Source organism: Mycobacterium tuberculosis complex sp. N0072, from assembly GCF_030323725.1.
Lineage (GTDB): Bacteria > Actinomycetota > Actinomycetes > Mycobacteriales > Mycobacteriaceae > Mycobacterium > Mycobacterium tuberculosis.
On sequence record NZ_CP040689.1, the window covers coordinates 4,367,606 to 4,392,033 of the forward strand.

Below are 24,428 nucleotides of genomic sequence, written 5' to 3' on the forward strand. Positions count from 1 at the left end.
TCTCGCACGCAGCGCCTGTTGCTGTCCTGGCCTCGTCAGGATGCGGCGGCCAGGGCCCGGTCGAGCAACCCGGTGACGTATTGCCAGTACAGCCAGTCCGCGACGGCCACACGCTGGACGGCCGCGTCAGTCGCAGTGTGCGCTTGGTGCAGGGCAATCTCCTGTGAGTGGGCAGCGTAGGCCCGGAACGCCCGCAGATGAGCGGCCTCGCGGCCAGTAGCGGTGCTGGTCATGGGCTTCATCAGCTCGAACCACAGCATGTGCCGCTCATCGCCCGGTGGATTGACATCCACCGGCGCCGGCGGCAACAAGTCGAGCAAACGCTGATCGGTAGTGTCGGCCAGCTGAGCCGCCGCCGAGGGGTCGACGACCTCCAGCCGCGACCGGCTCGTCATTTTGCCGCTCTCCGGAATGTCATCTGGCTCCAGCACAATCTTGGCCACACCGGGATCCGAACTGGCCAACTGCTCCGCGGTACCGATCACCGCCCGCAGCGTCATGTCGTGGAAAGCCGCCCAGGCTTGCACGGCCAAAACCGGGTAGGTGGCACAGCGTGCAAGTTCGTCAACCGGGATTGCGTGATCCGCGCTGGCCAAGTACACCTTATTCGGCAATTCCATCCCGTCGGGTATGTAGGCCAGCCCATAGCTGTTGGCCACGACGATGGAACCGTCGGTGGTCACCGCGGTGATCCAGAAGAACCCGTAGTCGCCCGCGTTGTTGTCGGACGCGTTGAGCGCCGCCGCGATGCGTCGCGCCAACCGCAGCGCATCACCGCGGCCACGCTGGCGGGCGCTGGCAGCTGCAGTGGCGGCGTCGCGTGCCGCCCGAGCCGCCGACACCGGGATCATCGACACCGGCGTACCGTCATCTGCAGACTCGCTGCGATCGGGTTTGTCGATGTGATCGGTCGACGGCGGGCGGGCAGGAGGTGCCGTCCGCGCCGAGGCCGCCCGCGTGCTCGGTGCCGCCGCCTTGTCCGAGGTAGCCACCGGCGCCCGCCCAGTGGCAGCATGCGACCCCGCGCCCGAGGCCGCGGCCGTACCCACGCTCGAACGCGCGCCCGCTCCCACGGCGGTACCGCTCGGCGCGGCGGCCGCCGCCCGTGCGCCCGGGACACCGGACGCCGCAGCCGGCGTCACCGACGCGGCGGATTCGTCCGCATGGGCAGGCCCCGACTGCGTCCCCCCGCCCGCATGCTGGCCCGGCACACCAGGTTGCTCCGCCAACGCCGCGGGTTTGACGTGCGGCGCCGGCTCGCCCCCTGGGGTGCCCGGTGTTGCTGGACCAGACGGACCGGGAGTGGCCGGTGTAACCGGCTGGGGCCCAGGCGATGGCGCCGGTGCCGGAGCCGGCTGCGGGTGTGGAGCGGGAGCTGGGGTAACGGGCGTGGCCGGGGTTGCCGGTGTGGCCGGGGCGACCGGGGGGGTGACCGGCGTGATCGGGGTTGGCTCGCCTGGTGTGCCCGGTTTGACCGGGGTCACCGGGGTGACCGGCTTGCCCGGGGTCACCGGCGTGACGGGAGTGCCGGGCGTTGGTGTGATCGGAGTTACCGGCGCTCCCGGGATGGGTGTGATTGGGGTTCCCGGGGTGATCGGGGTTCCCGGCGTGATCGGGGTTCCCGGGGTGATCGGGGTTCCCGGCGTGATCGGGGTTCCCGGTGTGCCCGGTGTGCCCGGTGTGCCCGGGGATGGCACGACCAGGGTAGGCACGTCTGGGGGTGGCGGCGACTTCTGCTGAAGCAAATCCTCGAGTGCGTTCTTCGGAGGTTTCCAATTCTTGGATTCCAGCACCCGCTCAGCGGTCTCGGCGACCAGACTGACATTGGCCCCATGCGTCGCCGTGACCAATGAATTGATGGCGGTATGGCGCTCATCAGCATCCAGGCTAGGGTCATTCTCCAGGATATCGATCTCCCGTTGAGCGCCATCCACATTATTGCCGATATCGGATTTAGCTTGCTCAATCAACCCGGCAATATGCCTGTGCCAGGTAATCACCGTGGCGAGATAATCCTGCAGCGTCATCAATTGATTGATGTTTGCACCCAGGGCGCCGTTGGCAGCATTGGCGGCGCCGCCGGACCATAGGCCGCCTTCGAAGACGTGGCCTTTCTGCTGGCGGCAGGTGTCCAATACATCGGTGACCCTTTGCAAAACCTGGCTATATTCCTGGGCCCGGTCATAGAAAGTGTCTTCATCGGCTTCCACCCAGCCGCCCGGATCCAGCATCTGTCTGGCATAGCTGCCCGTCGGCCTGGTAATACTCATCCCCTACTGCCCTCCCCAAACCGCCAGATCGCCTCGCGGATCACCGTCCGGTTGGCCTCCGGCATTTCACGCCGGCTCGGCCGCTGGATCCACCCCGCGCCGGTATTCGCAGTAACCCGTTGAATCCGCGCGCATGATGCACCGCTTGGGCGATCAGCCGGGTGGTCACCTCGCTTGCGCTGGCCGCGCTGTCGCACGGGGCGCTCGGTGGTAACGGACGTCATAATTAACCAGCGTAACCGAACCTAAGACCAGCTAGCTGCGGCAATATTGGCGACCAGGACTATGGCGCCCTCCGAACCCGGCCGATCCATGTCAAAACATTGACAATGCGTACTCACGCCGTGTCGGGCGCGCTGAATGACCGCATTGCGGCGCTCATTCGGTGCGTAGTCGCTACCACCGCAACAATGGGCTTAGGCCATTCCTTCGTTCATCGCGCGGGACATGGCCGATAACGCAGCGGTCAGCTGCTCGCCCGCCGCGTCGTTATACGCGGACGCCGCGGCCTGCGCATTGTGCAGCGCCTCGTTGACCCGCTGAGCCACCGCCTCGGCACCCAGCTTCTTCAGCAAACCATCTTCGATGCGCAGGCCGGTGAGCCACTGGTGCCCATTGATCGTCACTTCGACGGTCTCGGCTTCGTCGGTGGCGCGGAAGGATCCGTTGTTCATCTGATTGAGCGTCCCGTCTAGGGCCGACTGAAACCGCGCCGCCAGCGTCAACGCCCGGGCGACATGCGGGTCCAATTCGTCCATGCTCACTTCGACTCCTTACTGTCCTGGCGCCGACGGTTACCAATGACGGCCTCGGTCCATGCCCGATCCTCGGTGTAGAGCGCCTCGTCTTCCTGCTGAGAACCCTTGGACTTGGCGCCCCCTTGTCCCTGATGCGCGGCACCCATCGGCATTCCCATGCCACCGCCGCCCAGCGCGGCGCCGCCGCCGGCCCTTCCCTGGCCTAAGCCGGCAATGTCACCAGCGCCAGCGGGCCGCACCGATTCGGCGCCCCCGATCGCGGATCCCAACGGCGCCGACGGCACCCCGCCGCCTCCACCGCCACCGAGCGATGCCGCTTTGACCGCCACGTCGCCCGACAGCGCTGCGGCTTCCCGCCCAGCCGACGTCAGCTGCGCCGCCGTGTCAGCCGGGAGGCCACCACCCGGCGATCCGGTAGGCGGAACCATCGGTGCGGCTGGCATCCCGGTACCGGGAGTCACACCGGAGCCGTCAGACGGCGGCATCAGGAAGCCAGGGATCAATCCCTGCTCTTGCGGAGGCGGGGGCGGGTCGATCTTGATGGCGGGGGGAGGCTTCGGCGGGTTTACCGGTTCCAGGGCTGCCTTGTTGTTGTATTCGGTCAGCACCTTCTCCGACCTCTGCTGATACTCCGCGTACACCGGGAGAATTTGGTCGCGGGCCGAAGGGTTTTCCGCGTAAAGCCGTTCGAGCCCGACTATGTCTTCATAAGTCGGATGTTCCCGCCTAGCCCACACGTGCAGCTGCGCGACATATTGAGCCTGCTTGGCCATCGCAGCGCTCAATTTGGCCATGTGGAGTATCCATTGCCGTTGTTGATCGAGCGAAGCCTCGCAAGCGGTAGCCGCATCGCCTTCCCAGTTGTCAAACCCCCGGAACCGCTTGACGTCGCCTTGCAGCGTCAGGTTGAAAGTGTTCCACCCATCCGCAAAGTGCGCGAGCGATGCGCCTTGGTCGCCCGTTTCGAGCTTCCTTGCCGCTTCTTTGAGATCCATGAAGTTGGGTTCACCGGCCGTGGCCACCCTCGGCGTATCGGTTAGTTCGGCCGAACTGTCCCCTCCGACGGCCCCGGCCGATTCTGCCTGCACAGTTCCTTCGCCGTCGTTGTCCAGCGCGGTCGCAGCCTCCTCATCAACCTCGCCATACGCCTTGGCCGCGTTGCGCAGCGAGGTCGCCAGACGCTGCCGCTCTTTGGCACCGGCCGCCAGGTATTCCCGCATGTTGTCGGCGGACAATACCAGCTGTTGGGCGGCGTTTTTAGCCGCCGTGAGTTCGCACGGTGTGATGGGGACATCAGTCGGTGGGTCCGCCATCGGGGCCTCCACCTCGTTGGCCCTGTTCAAAATCTCTTGCTGATCCACCGTCACGGTCTGCGACTGCGTCATATCGGATCATCCTCCTTAGTGCTATAGCCATTATCGTCGCTAAACTGAAAGGTTCCTGCACTAATTTGATGCCGCCCGTTCATGCCGGCATCGCGAACGGATCGCCCTACTTCGGCAGCGCCATCTGGTAGCGGCTTTCCTCGGGTGGGGAAACCCGGCGAATCGGCAGCTGCCGATGCCGCGGGGTACCGATCACATTGTGCCGCAGAATCACCCGGTCAATACCGGGATGCGGGCCGAGATAGGTCGTCGCATTCGGCCACGCCACCTTTACCTCCTGCCCGATGTGTGCGCCGATCAACCGGGCAAATTCCTCGAACTGTGGCCCGACTGTGACCATCGCACCTGCCGCCGCCGCACGCACCACGAACTGGGTGAATGTCTGAGCGTCACCCAGGTTGAGGGCGATGTCGACATCGTCGAAGGGCATGTAGACCGGGCATCGGTTCACCGTCTCGCCGACCAGTACCCCAGCTGACCCGATCGGCAGCTGGCAGTGGCGGTTGGCCACCAGATGCTGGCCTTGCAGCGCGGGCCGCTGCCCGCCAAATAGGCGGGCGAAGCCCCTGGGTGTCTTGGGCTTGTCCGCCGTGGTCAGCAACACCGTGGACTGCGGGGCCATCCCCGGCGCGACCCGGACTCTGGTGATGGTGTGGTCCGCGCGCGCCGACCACCATACATCCGGACCTCCGGGCGCCGCGTAGGCGGCAGTGTAGGCATCGCGCCCCTTGATCATCGACCATTTCTCCCGCACAAAGCCGATGTCGGTGGCGTGGTCGTAGTCATCGAAGCTGCGGCCACACACCGCGTCGACACCATGGCTAGCCAGTCGATCGGCAATGCGCGTCGCGGACGCCACCAAATACCGGGCCAGTCCTGCGACGCCTTCATCGCGGCGCTGCGCCGATTTGCGGGTGCGTTCCGGGTCGGCGCGCAGCACGATCCAGGTCCGGCGGTTCGCCGGCGCCGGGTCTGTCCCGATCACCTGCTGATACAGACTCACCACGTCCGGCGCTGCGGTATTGCCGACGCGGTAGCCGGCTGAGACGATATCGGCCTCCAAGTCGGGACAGTGCACCGACAGGAGCTCCTCCACCAGTCCGGTGTCCAGCATGTCGTCGGTGTGGGCTTGCCCGTCGACGATGACCGTCGGCGTGAATGGTCGGGGAATGAGCTCGATTACGGCGACCAGAAACTCGCCTTGCCAGCGCACCGCAACGTGATCTCCTGGCTTCACGGTGGCCCCGACCACAGGTTCTGACGAGGAATCCGGGGGCCGTCGGCGCCGCCGCAACCACGCGTACACCGCCGCCACCCAGCCGGTGATCCGGCGGCCGTAGAAAGTGACCGTGGCCACGATGACGCCCAACGAGGCCAGCGCAATCCCCGCCCACCAGTAGCGCGTCTCCAAGAATGCGATGATGCATGGCGGGGCCAACGCGGAGGCAAGCAAGGCGTGCCCGGTGCTGAACCGCAGCCCTAAAGGATTTCTCATCGGCGGCTCAGCGCCCGTCTAGCCAGCGCGCCCAGGCCCAGGGCCAACGTAAGGCCGACGGCCACCAACGCCACAGCCGTAATCGGGCGACGATCGGGACCCGGCTCCACCACCGGGGGTGGAAGTCGTCTGACGTTGTATGGCGCCGAAGCAGGGCCGGGCGGAATGTCCCACGTCAGCGCGGCCACCGCATCGATGACGCCGGCGCCGACCAGGTCGTCGACCCCGCCCCCGGGGTGTCTCGCGGTGGCGGTGATCCGGTGGATGATCTGCGCCGGCGTCAGGTCGGGGAACCGCTGCCGAAGCAGGGCCGCCAGACCCGACACATATGCCGCGGCAAACGAGGTGCCGGCGATGGGTACCGGCCCCTCCCGGCCTTGCAGCGCATTCACCGGTTCACCGGTGTCGCCGAGCGCGACGATGTTTTCTGCGGGCGCGGCCACGTCCACCCACGGTCCGTGCATCGAGAACGAGCTGGGCATCCCGGTCTGGCCGATACCGCCGACGCTTAACACCAGCGGTGCGTACCACGCCGGGGTGACAACGGTCTGCACATTGTTCCAGCCGCGTGGGTCGCCGGGTGTGGACGGGTCCGGCGCCGGATTCTGTACGCAATCGCCACCGGTGTTGCCGGCCGCGACCACCACCACCACGCCTTTGACGTTGACCGCATAGTCGATGGATGCACCCAGTGAGGTTTCATCGATCGGCCTGCTCACCTTGTAGCAGGCGGCTTCACTGATGTTGATCACACCCACGCCGAGGTTGGCGGCGTGCACCACGGCGCGGGCAAGACTGCGGATGGAACCGGCGGCCGGGGTGGCGTTGGGGTCATTCGGGTTGGCTTGTGAGCCGACCGGTTCGAAGGCCTCAGACGTCTGACGTAGCGAGAGCAGTCGAGCGTCGGGCGCGACGCCGACGAACCCGTCGGTGGGCGCGGGCCGGCCCGCGATGATGGATGCTGTGAGAGTCCCATGGGCATCACAGTCAGACAGGCCGTTACCGGCCTGGTCGACGAAATCGCCGCCAGGTTCCGCCGGGACCCGTGGCGAAGCGTCGACACCGGTGTCGATCACCGCCACCGTCACCCCGGCCCCGGTCGCGAACTTGTGGGCATCGGCCACGCCCAGATACGTGTTGCTCCACGGCGGATCGTGGAACCCGGACCCCGGCAGCGTGGTGGGCGACGCGCACAAAACGCGCTGTTCGGTAGGCTGATCCGGGCCCGTCACGTCGGGCGGCAACGCGCCCGGATCGATCGGCGGTGGCGTGATGGCCGATGCGGGCGACGCGGTGAGCAACGCCAGCGCCACCGTGATCAGAAAGATACGGTGCACTCCCAGAACACTCCATTCGTTGAGATTCATTGCGATTCATTGAGCTGCGTTGCTACCTTGGGCCACTTGACGGACCTGTGTGCATTTTAGACGTAACGGCTGGGCAAACAACGCTGTCACGCCTGGGCTGGTCCGCCGCGCCGACCAGGGCGCGTAGGCGCTGTACCTGGACCACGCCGGGACTCAACGGTTTTGCTACCGCACTAGCCGATATGCGGCTGCTACCAAACGATCGCGGCCATGTCTCGGTTGTCTGAGCACACGCTGCGTATCGCGGCATCGATGTCGGTGGCGGTGATGATCTGCAGATCCTGAACCGATACCGGTTGGCCCGCACGTTTTTGCGCAACCACCCGGGTGTCCCGGAACCCTTCGGCGCGTTCGATCACGTTGCGGGCGAACCGACCGTTTTGCATAGCGTCGATACCGTGCTGCCCACTAGGGGTGGTGTAGTTACGGATGGTGGTGACCGCGTCGAGGAATACCTCCCGTGCGGCGTCATCGAGCTGGCTGGCGCGCGGTGTAGCGTAGCGGTGTCCAATCTCGACGATCTCCACCGGCGAATAAGACTCGAACCGCAGCTTTCGGTTGAACCGGCCAGCCAAACCCGGGTTCACGGTGAGGAATTCATCCACCTGATCCTCATAGCCGGCCCCGATGAAACAGAAGTCGAATCGGTGTGTTTCCAATTGAACCAGGAGTTGATTGACCGCCTCCATGCCGATCATGTCCGGTGTTCCGTCTTGATGACGTTCGATCAGCGAGTAGAACTCGTCCATGAAAATGATTCGCCCGAGTGACTTTTCGATCAGCTCGTTCGTCTTGGGTCCTGACTCCCCGATGTAGTGCCCACAGAAGTCCGATCGGCGAACTTCTCGAATTTCGGGGTGACGCACGATCCCCATGCCGGCGTAGATCTTGCCGAGCGCTTCAGCGGTGGTTGTCTTACCTGTGCCTGGTGGCCCCACCAGCAACATGTGGTTGGTCTGCCCCTCCACCGGTAGGCCGTGCTCTAGGCGCATCATGCGCACCTCGAGTTGGTCTTCCAGCGCCGATACCGCTTGCTTGACCGCCGCCAGGCCCACCTGTTTGGCCAGCAGTTCCCGGCCCTCGGCTAGCAGCTCGCCGCGCCGCTGCGCTGCATTGTCGTCATCGAGCTGGTCGCGGCTTTTCGCCGTCGAAGCATCCCAACGGTCGGAGCGGCTGGCGATGGTTCGTTCATCGGTAACAATCAAGCGCAGGTTCGGGTCCGCCAGGGCTTCTTTGGCGGCGTCGGTGAGCACCCCGTTGATGGTGGCCTTCGACAGCCAGATCTGGGCCTTGTCCTCCTCATGCAGTTGCCGGTACACCATCCCCCGCACATACGCCAAGTCGGCGACCAGCAGCGGAATATCGGCCGGTCCGATCGCCGCGGTGAGCACGTCGGCGCCGAACCGCCCCGATGACCTGCTGTGTCCGATCACGTCCACCCGGTCCAGCCAGTCCAGGGCCACTCGCCCCTGCCCGAGATGGGCCGCGGCGTGGGCTGCCAGCGCACAAATCGACGCGGTCACCGCCGGCATGACGATCGCCTGTGGCGGCAGATCCTCGGCGGCCGTCGACAACACGTCGGGCCATCGCTGCGTGACGTACATCAGGAACGCCCGAGCCAGCTGATGCCACTGGTAGTTGCGCCACGAATCCAATAGCTCGCGGTTTGCTAACAGGGCATCGGCCTTCGCATACTCCCCCGCGATCGTCAACGCCGACGACAGCGCCAGCCCCACCTGAGATGCGTCGGTCACCGTGATCCCGATGGATGGTCCCAGCTGGACCTCAGCGGCCAACGTCCGGCCGATCCGCGTGGTCTCGCGGTGCAGCCACTCGCTATGGGCGTTGAGCTGCTTAAGCGAGGCCAGATCGCGGTCACCGCAGGCGATACGACCCAGCCACGCGTCGGCCATCGACGGATCGGCCTCGGTGGCAGCCACAAACTCAGGCAACGCCGCCACGCATCCCTGGCCATTCTTGATCGTCATCGCCCGATCGAAATGCCGGCGCGCAGTGAGTAAATCACCCATCGTGTCCACCATTCTCGACATCGCCGCCGCTGTCACCGCGGTTGCAACGTGTGTCTGTCACTCTGTGCCTCAAATTCCGTTGGCAACGTTCTACCGGCCTATCGACATCGTGACCGGCTCAAGGCTGACATAGCGGTTCTCCGCACGGAACATTTCCATCTCAACCAGCCAGTTTTGTCCTGCCGCACCGACTTTCACCGTTGCCCGATCGATTTGTTCGATGGTCACCTCGAAGCCATGCCGATCGCTCTCGGACAGCGAGGTACCGGGTCGGGCAATGGTGATGACACTGGCTGGCCGTGGCGTGGGCGAAATCGCGACATCGACACCGCTGCCTTCAGATTTGCCGTCATCGCCGTTCTTGCGCCGCCGCACGTACTCCACGACGCCGACAGTGGTGCGCGGCGCGGGCCGTGGTGTGCCGACGATGCTCAACTGCGGCATGCGTACGCTGGCCCAACGCTCTTGGTCGCGAGTGTGCACACACACCCGCTCACCGGCACCGACGACGCGAATCACGATCCTCTTGGCGATCGTGTCGTCCGCGGCCACGAAGACGCGCGACAGCTCACCGGCGTCGGTAACGGGAATCATCAGCCGGTCCCCGTTGCTCAGCTTGCCAATCAACACCCCCGACGGTCCGATCTCGGTGACTAGCTGCGCCGGCAACGGGCAGCGCCGCTGTCCGCGTAGGTGTGGACGTGGCCCGCACATGTTGGCCGCAGCCGCGGCGGCTTGCTCACCATTGAGCCGACGCAAGATCACACTGGGCGGGGTAGGCGCCGGCGTCGGTGTGCGCACGGTGATGGTCGCGGTGCACGTCGCGTCCGGGTACACCGTTACGTTCTGGATGACCTCATCGGCACGCAGCGTCCAGGCTTGCGAGAGAACCCGCGACGAAATCGCCTCAGCCGGGTACGCATACGTCGTCATCCACCCGGCTTCACCGCGGATAGCTTTCCAGCGCTGCGCACTCCCGGCTACCGCGTCCGACCCCAGCCGGCGATCAAGCTCAGCCAAGTCTGTTGCGGTGGCCAGTTTGGCGCGCAAGCCCTGACAGCGCAGGGAGCTGGCAACGCGTTGGGCGACCGAAATGGCAGCGGCCCCAACGCTGGTACGCCAGCGTAAAGCTTGGGTGTTGCCGATCACCGGAAGCCGCATGATCAGCCACGTTTCGCGCCGCCCGGCATACGGCGGCGTACCGATCTCCGCGTCATACACCCGCGGGTAATCGCCGACGGTGCCGGTTCGCGAGCCGAAGGTGACGACGCTGATTGAATCGAGTTCCAGGTCCAGCGGGTGGCGCAGCAACGGCGCGAGCTCAACGACGTCAATCACGTTGTCGCTTTCTACGGTCACCGACCCGGTGACCGTAGTCGCCCGGTGCGCTCGGCCGAGAAGTTGCACCGCCACCACCGCGACACCGTCTTGCACGCGGACGCCACCCCCGGATCGGTTGTTGGCCAAGGTAATTGGGTCATTCCATTTGACGGGACGCCGACCCCGCAGCCCCAGTACCGCCCACGACCACGCCGGCTGACCCCACCACTGTACGAACACCAAGGCGACGCCGACCACGACAGCCATGACCGCACCTAGCTGGCCGCCCAGCGCCCAGCCCGCCGACGCGAGCACGAACACTGTCCACACCCCGGCGACCCGCCTCGCACTGCGCGGGCTGAACCCGGTCAGCTTGGACGTCAACGCGCCCTCCGTAGCCGAGCCCCGATTGCCATTGCCAGCACACCGGTGGCCACTGCGCCGACGAACCCGATAGCGATATTGCGCGCCCGGTGATCGGGCGGAGGGGGTGGCGCGGCGGGCGTGATCACCCGGCTCTGTGCACCCGGGGCCATCCGATCACCGGATGGGATGTTAAACGTCAATGCGGCGACCGGATCCACCAGCCCGTACCCCAGTTTGTTGTCCACGCCCGCAGGCGGATTGTGCGCCGACTGCACGATCCGGTTGATCACTTGGTAGGCAGTCAACTCGGGGAATTTGGCCCGCACCAGTGCCGCGACGCCGCTGACGTAGGCCGCCGAAAAGCTGGTGCCCCAGAACGGCATATTCTTCTCGCCTGGCCGCGACGGCGGGTAGGCATTGACCGGTCCGCCGCCTTGTGGCGATAGACCCATGATGTGGGTTCCCGGTGCCGCGACACCGACCCACGGACCCGACATGCTCTTGTCCAGTGCGGCGCCGTAGGCATCGACGGCACCTACCGACAGGACGTAATCAGAGAACCATGACGGTGACGACACAACCGTGACCTGATGCCAGTCCCGGGGATCTGACGGGTCCAGCGGGTCATACATCGGGTTGTTGCCGCAGCCGGCCTCCCCGTCGTTGCCGGCTGCTGCCACGATCACCGCATCCTTGACGGTGGCCGCATACCACAGCGCGGCGCCCAGCACCCGCTGGTCGCCCGGAGCCGCCGCAGGCAGACATGCGGTCACCGAAATGTTGATCACTTTCGCCCCCATGTTCGCCGCGTGTACCACGGCACGCGCCACCGAGTCGAGGGTGCCCGCTTTGACTTTCTCATCGGAGTTGGGACCCGCCGACGACGGGTTGACCGGCTCGAAGGCCCGCGAGGACTGCCGAATCGAGATGATGGTCGCATGCGGGGCCACCCCCACCACCCCGTCCGGGGCGCCCGGCGGGGGTGGGGGCACCGCAGGTTCGTCTTCGGTTTGCGGATCCGGCGGTCCATTGGACGGCGCCATGGCGCCCGCATCCTCGGGTGGTGGTGGCGGTGGCGCAACGGTTTGGGTGATCGTCACCGGCGGCGGCGGGGGCATCGGGGGCGGGACTTCTACCGGCGGCGCCGGCGCGGCGGTGACCGGCGGCGGCCCGGCCGGCGGTGGGAACGCCGCGGTGGCCGGCATGGCCCTTGGCATCGGTAAAATCCCAAGCGGTGCAGCGGCAATGATCGAACTCACCACCGTGCCGTGCGCGTCGCAATCCGATAGGCCGTCCTCCCCCATGATGTAGTCGCCACCGGGCACCACCGGCAGCCGCGGGTTGAGACTGACGCCGGTGTCGATGACTGCCACGGGCACACCGTTGCCGGTGCTGTACTGCCACGCCTTGCTGATGTTGACCAGGTTGAAGCCCGGTGCTAGCTGCGCCACGTCGGGATTTCTTACGGTGATCGGTGTGGAGCAGCTGTTGGAGCGGCGCATGGGCTGATCAGGTCCAGGCCGCGCGTCTGCAGGCACCATCGCCGGATCTACCGACGGCGGTGGGATAGCCTGTGCCGCAGGAACATTAGCTGACAAAGCAACGAGGGTGAGGGCGGCGCTCGCGGCCGCGGCCCGCAGGCCAGGTCGGTTTAGTGGCGAAGCCATGCAAACAGCCCCCCTAGGGCCGCAGCCGCTGGTAACAACGCGATCATGGCCAGCACTTCTAGCCATTCCACGGTCAACCGGATGATCGGCCTAAACCGCGTCGCCGGTACCACGAGGGCCACGGCCAAACCCAATGCGGCGAAAGCCGCGACGAAGATCGCAGGCCAAAGCAGCCCGGTCTGAACACCTTTCGGGGTGTCGAGGGCGTACTTAAGCACCCCGGCACACACCGCGGCGGACGCCCCGCACACCAATGCGACCGCTTGGTATTTGGCGGCGAACCCGCGGCCCTGGGTGATGAAGAGGCCCACCGTCAAGCCGGCAACCAACAACGCCAACCAGGCCCACGGTTGACGTGGCGTCAGCACCCCCCATACCGCGGCGGGCAGTACGAGCGACACCCCGACGCACATACCCACCTGTACCGCGTTAACCAGCCGCGCCGACGCGGCGATCGCGGTGCCGCGGGCGGTGATGTCGGTCAGTTCATTGTCCTCATCGTCGGCGTCGGCTTCGCTGACCGGAGCCACCGTATCGACGGGCATTCCCGCACGGCGCGCGAACAGATCCCGGCCGGTGATCGATCCGAAGTGCGGGGGTCGTACCCGTGCCACCCACAACGCAACGGTCGGAGTCATCCTGATCAGGACAAGCAGCCCTACCAGCACGCAAATCGCCAGCACCTGCATCGAAACCGGCCTAAACATTCGGACGGCGGCGACAGCGGCAAGGATCCCGCACACCGTTACCACCGCGGTGACCACTGCGGTCTGCCACCGCTTGCGGGTCGCCACGCCGATCGTGATCGCACCCAGAACCACCACCACGAGCCCGATCAGCGCATGAGCCGCCCCGAGCGCGCCCGGCGGCGCGCACGCGGCGGCCACGGCAAGCAACACCACCGCCAGCCACCCGAACCCACTGAACAGGTCACGGCGCTCCCGCCAACCCCACCACACCACCAATGCCCCGATCACCAGGAGCACACCAATCCCGCCAGCCATCGCAGCTGGGACCGGGCTGTCGGTGATTGTGCGTGTCCGCAACGTCAGGGCCAGCACCACTCCGACCGCCATGGCGATAATCGCCATGGCGGTGTGGGCGGCAGTCAGCGAGGTTACCGGCGCAAACATCCGATCCCCGCCGTCACGCCCCAGCCACTTGCCCATGGCCGCCAGCCCGGTGGATAGCGATTCGTACTGTGGCTCAAACGACTCGCCAGCAACCCGGGGTACTAGCACCAGCGTGTCACCGTCTTGAACGCCCAGCTCGTCGAGGCTCTTGTTGATGTCCAGCCGCACCCCGTTGATCTTGTGTAGCTCATAGCTACCCGCCGGCAGCGCAACCCCGTCGAAACCTTTGCGCTTCAGATCGGCATCGAACAACTCCACCATTCCTTCGAAGAATCCCTCTACTGGAATTCCGGCGGGGAATACCTGGGAGCATAGATGCTTGTCGTAGCAAATGTTGACCGCACAACGTGCCGGGAAAGCAACCTTATGCGGCGCAGTCACTGCGCCGCCCGTTCGGCATCCGGAACGTATTTGTCGGCCAATCCGGCGGTGATTTCGAAAAGCCGCAACCGCGACTTCTTATTTAATTCATGCACCGTATCAATGATCCCGCCTTTGGCCAGGTGCGGATCGAACGGCATTGCTTCCACGATTGCACCGACCTTGGTAAAACGTTCGGTCAGGTAGGCCAGCGCATCCTTGTCGGTAATGCTGTCGGTGTGGTTGAGGATCACGGTGCTGCGCGAGACCAGCTCGTGATAACCCTGCGCCCTGAGGTAGTCCACCGCCCGCAGCACCGGCCGGGACCGGTCCGCGGTGATTCCCGAGACGAACACCAGGGTGTCGGTGCTCTGCAGCACTGCCTTCATCACGTCGTGCTCTAGGTCGGGCGAGGTGTCGATGACAATGACGGTATGAGTTCGCCGCAGCCGAGACAACACTGCGGAGAACATCGCCGGGACGAGCGGCCTGGGCTGGTCTGATGTCCGATTTCCGGCCAGTACGTCGAGCCCGACCGTGTTTTGCCCCAGGTGTTCGCGAATGTCTGCGTAGCCCTGGACATCGGTGTCGTTGATAATGGCGGCGTAATCCCCCGGCGGCGACTCGTCGATGCGGTCGGCCAGGGTACCGAAACTCGGAACCGCGTCGATCGCAATCACGTTCTCCGGCCGGCATTCCCGAAACACGCCGCCGATGCACGCGGCCATCGTGGTGACCCCCACGCCGCCCTTGCCGGACACAACCGTGATGACATATTGCCGACGGATATGCCGACGGATACGTCCCTGTAAATTGCGGTAGTGCCGTTCCCGGGGCGATTCACCTGGATTAATTTTGTGAAATGAAACGGAATAGACGAATTTCCGCCAACCGGTTCCCGGGGGAATCTTTCTAGGGGCAGCCAGATCGGTAATACGCATGGTGTCGGATACCGAATCCCGAAAGTGATGCCGCACCGACGGATCGCCGCGTCCGATCGCGCCGTCGTCTAACATATTCGGGTCATTCCACGGGTTCGTCACGACCGCGATGCTAACATGATTCGAGATTCCTTGTTTACTGCGCGTGAGCGGCTCTTTGAGTGCATTAGTTTGCTATTCGCCAGACAATGTCATTCACACCACACGCCGGTATGAGTACCATTCGTCACCAGCGGGCAAGCGGCGGATGAGCCGTTGCACCGCCCCACCGATATCAGAGCGCGATCCAGGCGAGAGGACCTGGTAACGTCGCTGTCCCGAGGTCACGCTTTCGACGCAGATGCGCCCGGCGGCAGTGTCCACGATGGCCACCGTTGAATCGCCGACCAGGATGCGCGCCGACTTTTCCGGCCCGACGCCTGCCTGCAGCGCCACCAGGGTGGCGTGCGCGGAGCGTGTGGGATCGGCGGCCATGGTTACCATCTGTAGCTGGTCGACGTCCAGGCGCTGACTGAGCAGATACGACCGCAAGGTGCCGGCGTCGCGTACGGCGTGTAGTAGTTCGTCGGCGTCGACGGTGACCGGCCGTAGCGGGGCGGCCTCAGCGACACCGCACAACCGCTCGACCTGACCCACCACGAGTTCGCCGGCCCCGGCCTCGTCACTGGCGGTGCCGGCCGGGTAGAGCCGCACCAGGTTGCCGTGGCGTTCCAAGACCACCCACCAGGTGGCAAATCGGCAAATGGCCGCGCGCGTCGGTTCGCCGCCCGGCACCCCGATCGTTACCAGTAACCCCAGGTCGCGTCGCAACAGCACGGTCAGCCATTCACGGACCATGGGGTCGGCATTACCGGCCTGGTCCAGAGCCCCCACCGCCATCAACTCGGCGGCCACCGGGTGGCGAAGTGCCCGCTCGGCGGTGTCCAACCGCGGCAACAATGGCCGTAATCCCAGTTCCGGACAGGTTTGTTCCACCCCGGTTACCGCTTGTAGTACCCACAGGCCATCGACCGTCGTCGTCAGCATGTCACGTTCATCTCAACCAGCTAGCAGCAAGCAGAAGGTGGGGCAGACGCGCGGTCCGCGCATGTACCCCACCTTCACTCGGCCCACGGCCGGCTTTAGAACAAGCCCGCGATGGCCTGGTCGGTTCCGATCGCGTTGTCCAGCACGTGGCCGGTGGTAGTCCCATGCTGACCCACCGTCTCAATGAGCCCCTGCAGCCCCGACAGCATCTGCGCCTGGGCGTCGAAAAACCCTTGCGCGCCGTGGCCCGCGAAAAACTCTTGCAGCGCATTTGTTTTGCTGGCGGTGTCTTCGTAAATCATGTGGAGCTGGCCGGCGCGCGAGCCCACGTCGGAAGCGAAGTCGGATACGGCTCCCGGGTTATACGTGATTTGATCTGACATGTGAAATTCCTTTCCGAGGCGTGAAACGAGTTGGGTCAGGATCCGTGGCTAGCGCCGAACAGCGCCTGAAACGCTGTCTGCGAGTCCGCCTCGTGTCCCTCCATCAGGGCTGCGGCCTGCACGAGGCCCTCGGCCAGGCGCGTGCCCCCGGTAAGGACCTTGTTCAATTCATTGGTGATCTCGGTGGCTGTCATATGCGAAGCAACGACGCCGGCACCAGACCAGGTGGCGGGGTTCATGACGTTTTCCTGGTTGGCTAGGTAGCCCTTGGCGATTCCCATGGCTTGCTCCATATTCGCCTGGATATCGTTGGCGGTGCTGCGCAGCATCTGCGGTGTTACCTGAATTGTGTCTGCCACGGGCCCTTCTCCTTTACTGCCGTTAGCCGTTCCCCCTCAAATATCGGGGCATGACGCGAAGTGTATGGCTGCTCTGCGGACCTGTCGATTCACCCTGTGCCCGAGCTAGATCTACCGCCGGTCATCGACAACACGCACCGTCGCGGCCTGCTCGGACTTGCCATGGGATCCGCGGTGACCCCCCGCCGCATGTCCGACCGGCATGCCTCCGATAGGGGTGCCACCCACCGTGGTCGTCGGCGCGCGCACGACGTCGGCGCCCAAAGCCCCGCTGGGCCGCAACCCGACCGGCCTGCCGCTGGTGCCCGATTCGAAAGCGCTGACGGGACGTGTGAAGCTCGTCGCTGGCATACCGCCGCCGCCCAGGGCGGCGCCTCCGCCGCCCGCACCGACCTCGGTGGCCGCGGCCGATATCCCACCGGCCGCCGAAGCCGCCGAGGCTCCCGGCGCCGCCCCGCCCATGCCCAGTGCGCCCGGGTTGGCGAACATGCCCACCATCGATTGCAGCGGCTGCATCGCGCTCATCGGTGCCTGCATCAGTCCCGACGGCGCCTGCAGCGCCTGCGGGGCCGCTTGCATCACCGCCTGCATCGGCTGCATGAACGTGCTGAGCTGATTGCCGAAGTTCTCACCCGCCGACGTTGACTGACCCGCGCCGGTTGACCCTGCCTGCACGCCCTGGTAGGCGGAACGCATCCCGTCACCGGCCGCGGCCTCGGCGGCCGCCTGGCCAACCGCCGCCGCAGCCTGTGCCGGAGCGGCCGGAGATGCACCCATGGTCGCGACCGGCGGCGGAATTGCCAGACTCTCGGCCAGCGCGGCGAGAACCCCTCCGTAGGTGGCGCCCACCGCGGCGTTATTCGGCCACATCACCCCGAAATACTCGACGTCCAAAGAGACGATTCGAGGCGTTAGTGTCCACAGCACGCTGGGGTTGATGGCGTTATCGACGCCCCATTCGTCGCGGTTCTCCATGCACTCGGGGGCAGGGCGCATGGCCGCGTTGGCGGTCTCAAACGCCGCGATCGCGGTCGATACCACGGCCGGCTTCACGTCGACCCAGCCGGCCAGTCCGTGCAGCGTGGCGTTGAGCATGGTGACGTTAAGCGCCGAGGCCGCCGACCCGACACCCAACCAGCTCGCCGCGGTGGCGGCGGTGTTGATCGCCGACGCGACACCCGAGGCGTGGTGGCTGGCGCCCAGTGTGGTCCACGCCGTTTGATTGGCCAGATGGGTGCCCACGCCGGTGCCCGCCTTGAGCAGCAGGTCGTTGGCCTCAGGTGTCCGCGCAGCCCATCCTGGATCGGGCATGCCTACTTACCCTTGCAGCGCCGATGCCGCCGCGCGCGCCGCTTCTGTGGTCACGTACACGCCCGACGCGAGGCCCTGCTAACCCGCGAACAGGCCGCGCTGACTGGCGTGTTCGGCAACGACACCCAGGTAGCTGGCACCGCACGCGTTGAGCGCTGCGGAGAACATCGCGGAGTCGGGATCACCACCCATCGGCGTGGTGCTAAGCAGGGCTGGCGCCGCTCCGGCGGCCGCTGCCTCGGTTTCCGCACTGATCGCCGACTCGGCAGCTGCCGACGCCAGCACTGCTTCTGGTTGCACAGACCAAACCATGTTCGCCCCTCCGATTGCTTCTGCAATGCGTGATGGTCGCTGAGTGTAATGCGAGTCGGCCGATCGCGTATGCGCAAATCAGTCGTCTGCACCGATGCCGACGTCGAACTGGTCCACGCCGCCCCATGTGTTCCAGCATGTCAGCGGTACGTGTGGGGCGGATGTGAAATCTGCGACGCCTGGAGGATACGCGCGGGTGTCACTGAACCCGTACAGCGACATGGTCAGGCAGAAAGTAGCCATGCGCGCTATCTTGCGATCCGGCCCTACTGCTCGCCGGGCACCGACGGATACCCCACCAAAATCCCCTCGACGTCGCCGTCGGCACCGACCAACAGACCTCGTCCAGGCGGCAACGTTTGGGCTCGCACCGATCGATTGATTCGGTTTTGCGGATCGTTATCCATATACAACTGGGCCACTTTCGCCGAGGTCTGGGATTTCACCCAGGGGTCCATCGGCATCGTGGCCCAGTTCGCGCTGTTGCGCGTGCTGAATACGTGCAAACCGACCTGGCGGGCGCGTTCCATCAACTTCCACAGCGCCGCACCCACCGGCGGCTTCTGTGGGTAGCTCTGAGCCGGCCGCAGGTCCTGCACGTCGTCGATGAGCACAAAGTGCCGCGGTCCTTCCCACGGCTTGAGTGCGCGCAACTCCTCCTGGCTCAAACCCTTGGGCGGCAACCGCGGCAGCAAGATCTGCTGGGCCAACTCGGTGATCACCTCGTCGATTTCATCTTGGTCGTAGGCATACGCGCGCACATACCCAGGGGCGTGCAGATCTCGCAGACCGTGCGGAGCCGTTTTAGGGTCGATCAGCGTGAGCTGCGCCTGCTGCGGGCTGAACCGGTTCATCACCGCCTCGCCGATGGCCACCAGCGCCGTGGTCTTGCCGCAGCCTTGCCGACCTAAGATCATCAACCCTGGGCTCTCGCGCAGCTTGATCGGCACCGGACCCAGCTCGTGGCGCTCTCCGATCGCAAACGCGATCGACAGATCGTCACCGCCCTGGTGGACGGCCTCGTGCTCGACAATCGCCGACAGTTCCACCCGCTGTGGCAGCCGCTGCAGACTTGCGTGCTTGGTCACCCCGGCCACGTCGGCGATTCGCGCCCCGACATCGGTGATGCCCACCAGCTCGCCGGTACCGGGGTCGGCCAGGGCCGGAACACCGATTCGCAGCTCGTGCAGGCTTTCCGTCAAACCAAATCCTGGGCGGTTCAACGTCCGCCGCGCCGCCTCCCGCGATTCGATCGACAAATGCCCCATCTGGCTCTCACCGGGATCGGCCAGCCGCAACTGAATTCGCGCCGTGACATTCTGCAGCAGGCTCTGCCGCTGCCCATGAATCCAGCCGCCGGCACTGCACATCAGGTGCACCCCGTATTCGGGACCGCGGCTGCTCAACGAGATGATGCGGTCCCCCAACAGGGTGTCCTTGGCGTACAGGTCGTCGTAGTCGTCGAGCACCACAAAGACATCGCCGAACGCGTCGGTGGGATCGGTGCCACCCACCCCGTCGCCGCCGATCCCGAACCGGCGCTCGCGGAACCCGTCCATGTCGATCTTGGCTCGCCGAAACGCCTCTTCCCGCGCATCGATCAGCGCATCCATGGTGCTCAAGATGCGTTCGATGCCCTCGGCATCCTTGGGCGACACGATATCGGTAACGTGTGGAAGCGACCCAATCTGGGCCATGGTCGCCCCGCCGATGCAAAAGAACGTCACTCGCTCCGGGGTGTACATCGTTGCCGCCGAACACATCAGCGCCATCAAGGTTGTGGTCTTGCCGCGCTGCTTGGCGCCCACCACGATGATGTTGCTGCGTAGCGCGTCGACGGCGTGTACCACTTGCTGGGATTCTTCGGGGATGTCCATCACTCCCACCGGGAACATCAGTCCCGGGTTTTGACCGTAGTCGACATGCCAGGGTTTGCCACGATACGCAGCCACCAGCCTATCGACCGGCTCGGGGTCTTCCAGCGGCGCCAACCACGGCCGGCGCGGCGATCGGTGCGGCACGTTGTATAGCGACTCCCGCAGCACGTCGACGATCTTCTTCTTCTTGAAACCGTCGTCGTAATAGAGGAATTCGTCGGGTTCCGCATCGGCGGCCGCGGCGGTCGCCAATGCCTCGGCGTCGGCGGCATCCAGCGGTTGGTACTGCCAGTCGTACAGCCGGGGTTGGGTCAACGTCATGTCGATGGTTCGGGCCACCTCTTTCTTCTTCGGCACCACAAACGGCGCAGAGAGGTAAAAGCAGCGGAACGGTTCCAGATCCCGCGGCCCCACCTTGAGCAGCGCGAAACCGTTCTCCTTCGACGGCAGATGGTAGGCGGCGTCGCTGCCGATCACTTCGCGGCTGTCATCACCGGATTCAGCGCGCAGCGCAATCCGAAACGCGATGTTGGACTTGACCTTTTGCAGCGACGACAGGTCCAGCCGTTGACCGCCTAGCATGAAGAAGACGTTGGCGCCGCGACCCTCCTGACCGATGTGGATGATCAGATCAATCCACTTTTTGTGGTTGGCGAACAGCTCCAGGTATTCGTCGACGATCACCAGCAGCACCGGCACCGGCGGCAGATCGCGTCCGGCGAGGCGAATCTCTTCGTAGTCGTTGGCGTCGCGCGCACCTACCGATTTGAACAGTTCGTAGCGCTGTTTGATCTCGCCGTCGATAACTCTGCGCATCCGCTCGGCCAGATGCCGCTCGTCTTTGCCGAGGTTGGATAGCGCGGCCACCACGTGCGGGATGCCCAGGATGTCCTGGGCAGCCGATTCGAATTTCATGTCGACGAAGATGACGTTGAATGTTTCCGGTGAGTGCGTCAGCGCGATCCCATAGACCAACGACAAGAAGAGCTCCGACTTGCCCGAGCCGCTGGTTCCGATGACCACTGAGTGAAACCCGAAGCCGCCAAAGTCCTTGGCGCGCAGGATGATGTTCTGCAGCTCGCCGTTCGGTTTGGCGCCCACCGGAATCTCACACCACCGATCGTCGCCGCGACCGCGCCGCTCGGCCCACAACCGATCGACATCCAATTCCCGGGGGTCGCTAATGCCGAGCGAACGCAGCAGCTCGGCCGCGCCGCTGGTGGAATCGGTGACCTCGCTGCGACTGGTCGGTGACCACCGCGCCATCGCCCGCGCATATCGGTAGGCCCGGTGGATGGACAGCTGGTCGGCATGCGCGAAGAACGTGCCGCGCGCCCGCAACAGCGGCGCCGGGCGCTGGTCGTCATCGGCGTCTGCGCCATCGCGACCGGCCTTGACCGCGGTTGCCGCCCCATGTCGTTGGGCCATCTCGAAGACCTGGTCCTCGGCGAACCCCACACCGGTGCCCACCCGGGACGCGATGCGCAGCACCGTAAGCCCGGCCTTGCCGACCTGCCCGACCACGCTCTCCCACGCATCCGGGCTGCCGGTGTTGTCGTCGACGATCACCAGGTGCGGCCCCAAATCCACGCCGACCTGCCCGGTTTCCAGCGCCGAGCCCATCGCGGTTGGGCTGGCCACCGTCGGCGGGGTCCATGCGCCTCGCTTGCCCTTCATATGCAGCTCGGCTCCCAGCGCCGCCTCCAGTTCCTCGGGTGTGGCAAAGATCAGCCGCCGCCAGCCGCAGGCATCGAACAGCTCGTCGTGCAGGTTGTGGGGGAGCCACACCATCCACGCCCACACCTCGGGGTTGCGCGTCACCACCATCAGCTTGACGTCACGCGGGTTGTGAAACACCGCCAGCGAGCACAACACCGACCGCATCAGCGACCGCACCCGGTCCAGGTCCTCGCTCACGAAGCTGAAGCCTGGTGCCGACCGTAGGTTCACCACCTTGGCGATATCGCGAATCTTGCGCTGCTCCAAGATGAAATCGCGCAGCGCCTGCCCGGTCACGGGCTCTAGCTCCTCATCGGAGGAAATGTCCGGCCAGGTCACCGACAACACCGAATCTGGTGCGTGCTGCACACCCGTGCCCACCCGCACCTCTAAGAAGTCGACGTCGCCGCGGCCACGCTCCCACATCCGCGGACCGCCAATGATGGCGCCCAGTCCGGGTGGGTCCGAATGCACGGCGTTCTGCCATTCACGTTGCGCACACACCGCCGTCTGGATTTCGTCGCGGTTGGTGTCCAGGTCACGAAGATATCGACGACGCCCCTTCTCCAACTCACCCCAGGTGATCTTGCGGGCTCGACCGAATCGTCCGGAGAACGCCAGCATGCTGAACGCGCCGATGCCCATCAGCGGGAAGAACCCCGTGGCCAAGCTGCGCACGCCCGACACGTACAGCATGACGATGGTGCCGATCAGCGCCACGATCAACGCGGGAACGCCGATCATCACCCAGATGTTGCGCGGCTCGCGCTCCGGCAGAGCTATCGGCGGATTCGGAGCCACCCGAACGGGTTTCGGCGGGTCGATGTTGACGCGGTTGATGGGAAACGCTTTCTTGGACATCTAGGCGCCCGCCTTCGCCGTTGTCGTCACAATGGCCACCTGGCCGAGGGTGGGCACAGTATCGCGAGCCAAGAGTGCCGCATCCCGCGACAGAGCCGGTCCCGCAGCAAAAGTCCGCAGCAACGGCCACGGCGCCTGCACGGCCGCACCCGGATCCAGGCCCAGCGCCCGCAGCGTCGCCTCGTCGTTGGCGATCCCGAATCGCACCCCATTGCCGGACACCCAGAACAACGATTCGCGCGACTCGGCGGTGATCACACCGCTGGTCGATGTCACGAAGTTGGCCGCGCCGGGCAACACCAGCACCTGGGTGGCCACCACCGACGCCGGGGCGCGGTCATCGCGTACCAGCCGCACGATCCGGCTGTCCATCGACGGGGGCACCGGAAGCCCCCGCCCGTTGTAGACCGCGACCCGGGCCTGTGGATCCGTCGACGCCTTCTCCCACGACACGCAGGTGGTCGGATCCGCCGCGGTGTCAACGAAATTCAGCCGCCCGGCCGGGTAGTACTCCACCGGCAGCGAGGTCACCTGCGGTGTGTGGACCAGCACATCGGGGGTCACCACCCGCGGCGCCGCCGCCCCGTAGGAGTTCGCGCTGCGCAGCAGATCGGCCACGAAGCTGCTGATCTTTTGCACCCCGTCGGGCAGCAGCACATAGAACTGGCTGCCCCCGCCGGCGGTTTGGGCCTGCAACACCGATCCCACCCGAGCGCCCGGCACCCACGTCGACGGGGTGCCCGCCTCGGGCACCGCTGGCACCCGCAGCGGCTCGGTCGCGGGCAGCCCGTCGAAGAGCGCCCGTGAGATCTGTATTGGTGATGTCACGCCGGGGTCGAGCCCCAAGCTCAAGGTGACCGCCCTGTTGGTCGGATCGATCTGTGAGCGTTTGCCACCCCAGATCACGTAGGTGCTGCCGTCGAAAGTCACCAGCAGCCCGGCGTCGTCGCGCAGGTGTGTGGCGCGGCCACCGCCGGTGATCGGGCCCGCGATCGAGGTGACCACCGGCTTGTCCGCGCTGCGCGGGCGTCCCGCCGTGTCGCACACCGCCCACGCCGAGACCGCGCCCCGGTTCACCGGCATGGCCGCGGGTGCGCCCGGGATGCCGACCAGCGGCCCGGTCGGATACTTGGCGATCTCGGCGGGCTTGACCCATGTCGGCTGCCCCGCCGTGCCGGTGGCCAGCCGCGCGGACGTCAAGTTCAGCGCCGGATACAACCGGCCGTCGATGCGCGCGTAGAGTGCCCCGGAGTCGCGGTCCCCGATGATCGCCGAGTCACCCACAATGCCGGTGGGCTTGAGCACGTTGAGCAGCATCATCCATCCGGCGGCAATGGCCACCAACACCATCGACAACGCCAGCGCGGCGGTCTGCTTGCGGTCGTCGTGTTTCATGCGCACCGAGAACCGGGTGGTCGCCGCCCGCAGCCGCCGGTTGTAGAACAGATGACCGGAATTTTGGTCGCGGTTGGACAAACTCAGCGGCAT

General features: G+C 65.5%; 17 protein-coding genes. All 17 read right to left on the minus strand.

What is annotated here, in order from left to right:
* Nucleotides 1-35: 35 nt before the first annotated feature.
* Nucleotides 36-2,270, minus strand: coding sequence for an EspK C-terminal domain-containing protein (gene espK, locus FF952_RS20430; RefSeq protein WP_244736094.1), 2,235 nt, complete (start codon nt 2,268-2,270; stop codon nt 36-38).
* A gap of 416 nt (nt 2,271-2,686) precedes the next feature.
* On the minus strand, nt 2,687-3,034 hold the full coding sequence (gene espL / locus FF952_RS20435; protein ID WP_003399988.1) for a type VII secretion system ESX-1 associated protein EspL: 348 nt from the start codon (nt 3,032-3,034) through the stop codon (nt 2,687-2,689).
* Nucleotides 3,031-4,413: a type VII secretion system ESX-1 target EspB gene (espB, locus tag FF952_RS20440; RefSeq protein WP_003399995.1), complete on the minus strand. Its 1,383-nt coding sequence runs from the start codon at nt 4,411-4,413 to the stop codon at nt 3,031-3,033. The genes espL and espB overlap by 4 nt, the downstream gene beginning before the upstream one ends.
* Before the next feature lie 106 nt (nt 4,414-4,519).
* Entirely contained in the window at nt 4,520-5,908 is a 1,389-nt protein-coding gene (gene eccE1 / locus FF952_RS20445) for a type VII secretion system ESX-1 subunit EccE1 (protein ID WP_003400000.1), read from the minus strand.
* Nucleotides 5,905-7,245, minus strand: coding sequence for a type VII secretion system ESX-1 serine protease mycosin MycP1 (gene mycP1, locus FF952_RS20450; RefSeq protein ID WP_003400004.1), 1,341 nt, complete (start codon nt 7,243-7,245; stop codon nt 5,905-5,907). Before mycP1 ends, eccE1 begins: the two co-directional genes overlap by 4 nt.
* A 221-nt stretch (nt 7,246-7,466) precedes the next feature.
* A complete protein-coding gene (gene eccA2 / locus FF952_RS20455) occupies nt 7,467-9,326 on the minus strand; it encodes a type VII secretion system ESX-2 AAA family ATPase EccA2 (protein WP_003400005.1) in 1,860 nt (619 codons plus the stop codon).
* 69 nt (nt 9,327-9,395) lie between these two features.
* Nucleotides 9,396-11,009 (minus strand): type VII secretion system ESX-2 subunit EccE2, encoded by a 1,614-nt coding sequence (gene eccE2 / locus FF952_RS20460; RefSeq protein WP_003902572.1) that lies wholly within the window; start codon nt 11,007-11,009, stop codon nt 9,396-9,398.
* Nucleotides 11,006-12,658 (minus strand): type VII secretion system ESX-2 serine protease mycosin MycP2, encoded by a 1,653-nt coding sequence (gene mycP2 / locus FF952_RS20465; RefSeq protein ID WP_003905189.1) that lies wholly within the window; start codon nt 12,656-12,658, stop codon nt 11,006-11,008. Before mycP2 ends, eccE2 begins: the two co-directional genes overlap by 4 nt.
* Nucleotides 12,643-14,172, minus strand: a complete 1,530-nt coding sequence (gene eccD2, locus FF952_RS20470; protein WP_003900775.1) for a type VII secretion system ESX-2 subunit EccD2 — start codon at nt 14,170-14,172, stop codon at nt 12,643-12,645. Before eccD2 ends, mycP2 begins: the two co-directional genes overlap by 16 nt.
* Nucleotides 14,169-15,194, minus strand: coding sequence for a MinD/ParA family ATP-binding protein (locus FF952_RS20475; RefSeq protein ID WP_003899748.1), 1,026 nt, complete (start codon nt 15,192-15,194; stop codon nt 14,169-14,171). Before FF952_RS20475 ends, eccD2 begins: the two co-directional genes overlap by 4 nt.
* Before the next feature lie 93 nt (nt 15,195-15,287).
* Entirely contained in the window at nt 15,288-16,118 is an 831-nt protein-coding gene (gene espG2 / locus FF952_RS20480) for a type VII secretion system ESX-2 associated protein EspG2 (RefSeq protein WP_003400028.1), read from the minus strand.
* A 95-nt stretch (nt 16,119-16,213) separates the two neighbouring features.
* Nucleotides 16,214-16,501: a WXG100 family type VII secretion target gene (locus tag FF952_RS20485; protein ID WP_003899750.1), complete on the minus strand. Its 288-nt coding sequence runs from the start codon at nt 16,499-16,501 to the stop codon at nt 16,214-16,216.
* A 35-nt stretch (nt 16,502-16,536) separates the two neighbouring features.
* Complete coding sequence (locus FF952_RS20490; protein WP_003400035.1) at nt 16,537-16,860, minus strand: WXG100 family type VII secretion target; 324 nt, start codon at nt 16,858-16,860, stop codon at nt 16,537-16,539.
* A gap of 111 nt (nt 16,861-16,971) precedes the next feature.
* Nucleotides 16,972-18,171 (minus strand): PPE family protein, encoded by a 1,200-nt coding sequence (locus FF952_RS20495; protein ID WP_003899752.1) that lies wholly within the window; start codon nt 18,169-18,171, stop codon nt 16,972-16,974.
* 78 nt (nt 18,172-18,249) lie between these two features.
* Nucleotides 18,250-18,483 (minus strand): PE domain-containing protein, encoded by a 234-nt coding sequence (locus FF952_RS20500; protein ID WP_003400047.1) that lies wholly within the window; start codon nt 18,481-18,483, stop codon nt 18,250-18,252.
* Between the two features lie 266 nt (nt 18,484-18,749).
* Nucleotides 18,750-22,940, minus strand: a complete 4,191-nt coding sequence (gene eccC2, locus FF952_RS20505; protein ID WP_003400060.1) for a type VII secretion system ESX-2 FtsK/SpoIIIE family ATPase EccC2 — start codon at nt 22,938-22,940, stop codon at nt 18,750-18,752.
* Nucleotides 22,941-24,428 carry a type VII secretion system ESX-2 subunit EccB2 gene (eccB2, locus tag FF952_RS20510; protein WP_003400065.1) on the minus strand — a complete coding sequence of 496 codons (1,488 nt, stop codon included), beginning with the start codon at nt 24,426-24,428 and terminating at the stop codon, nt 22,941-22,943. It abuts the gene before it with no gap.

What these genes read in the sequence shown, in the direction of transcription:
- FF952_RS20500 (WP_003400047.1), bottom strand. Translation starts at nt 18,483, where the DNA reads ATGGTTTGGTCTGTGCAACCAGAAGCAGTGCTGGCGTCGGCAGCTGCC.
- eccB2 (WP_003400065.1), bottom strand. Translation starts at nt 24,428, where the DNA reads ATGCCGCTGAGTTTGTCCAACCGCGACCAAAATTCCGGTCATCTGTTC.
- mycP2 (WP_003905189.1), bottom strand. Translation starts at nt 12,658, where the DNA reads ATGGCTTCGCCACTAAACCGACCTGGCCTGCGGGCCGCGGCCGCGAGC.
- espB (WP_003399995.1), bottom strand. Translation starts at nt 4,413, where the DNA reads ATGACGCAGTCGCAGACCGTGACGGTGGATCAGCAAGAGATTTTGAAC.
- eccC2 (WP_003400060.1), bottom strand. Translation starts at nt 22,940, where the DNA reads ATGTCCAAGAAAGCGTTTCCCATCAACCGCGTCAACATCGACCCGCCG.
- espK (WP_244736094.1), bottom strand. Translation starts at nt 2,270, where the DNA reads ATGAGTATTACCAGGCCGACGGGCAGCTATGCCAGACAGATGCTGGAT.
- FF952_RS20485 (WP_003899750.1), bottom strand. Translation starts at nt 16,501, where the DNA reads ATGTCAGATCAAATCACGTATAACCCGGGAGCCGTATCCGACTTCGCT.
- eccE1 (WP_003400000.1), bottom strand. Translation starts at nt 5,908, where the DNA reads ATGAGAAATCCTTTAGGGCTGCGGTTCAGCACCGGGCACGCCTTGCTT.
- FF952_RS20495 (WP_003899752.1), bottom strand. Translation starts at nt 18,171, where the DNA reads ATGCCCGATCCAGGATGGGCTGCGCGGACACCTGAGGCCAACGACCTG.
- espG2 (WP_003400028.1), bottom strand. Translation starts at nt 16,118, where the DNA reads ATGCTGACGACGACGGTCGATGGCCTGTGGGTACTACAAGCGGTAACC.
- eccA2 (WP_003400005.1), bottom strand. Translation starts at nt 9,326, where the DNA reads ATGTCGAGAATGGTGGACACGATGGGTGATTTACTCACTGCGCGCCGG.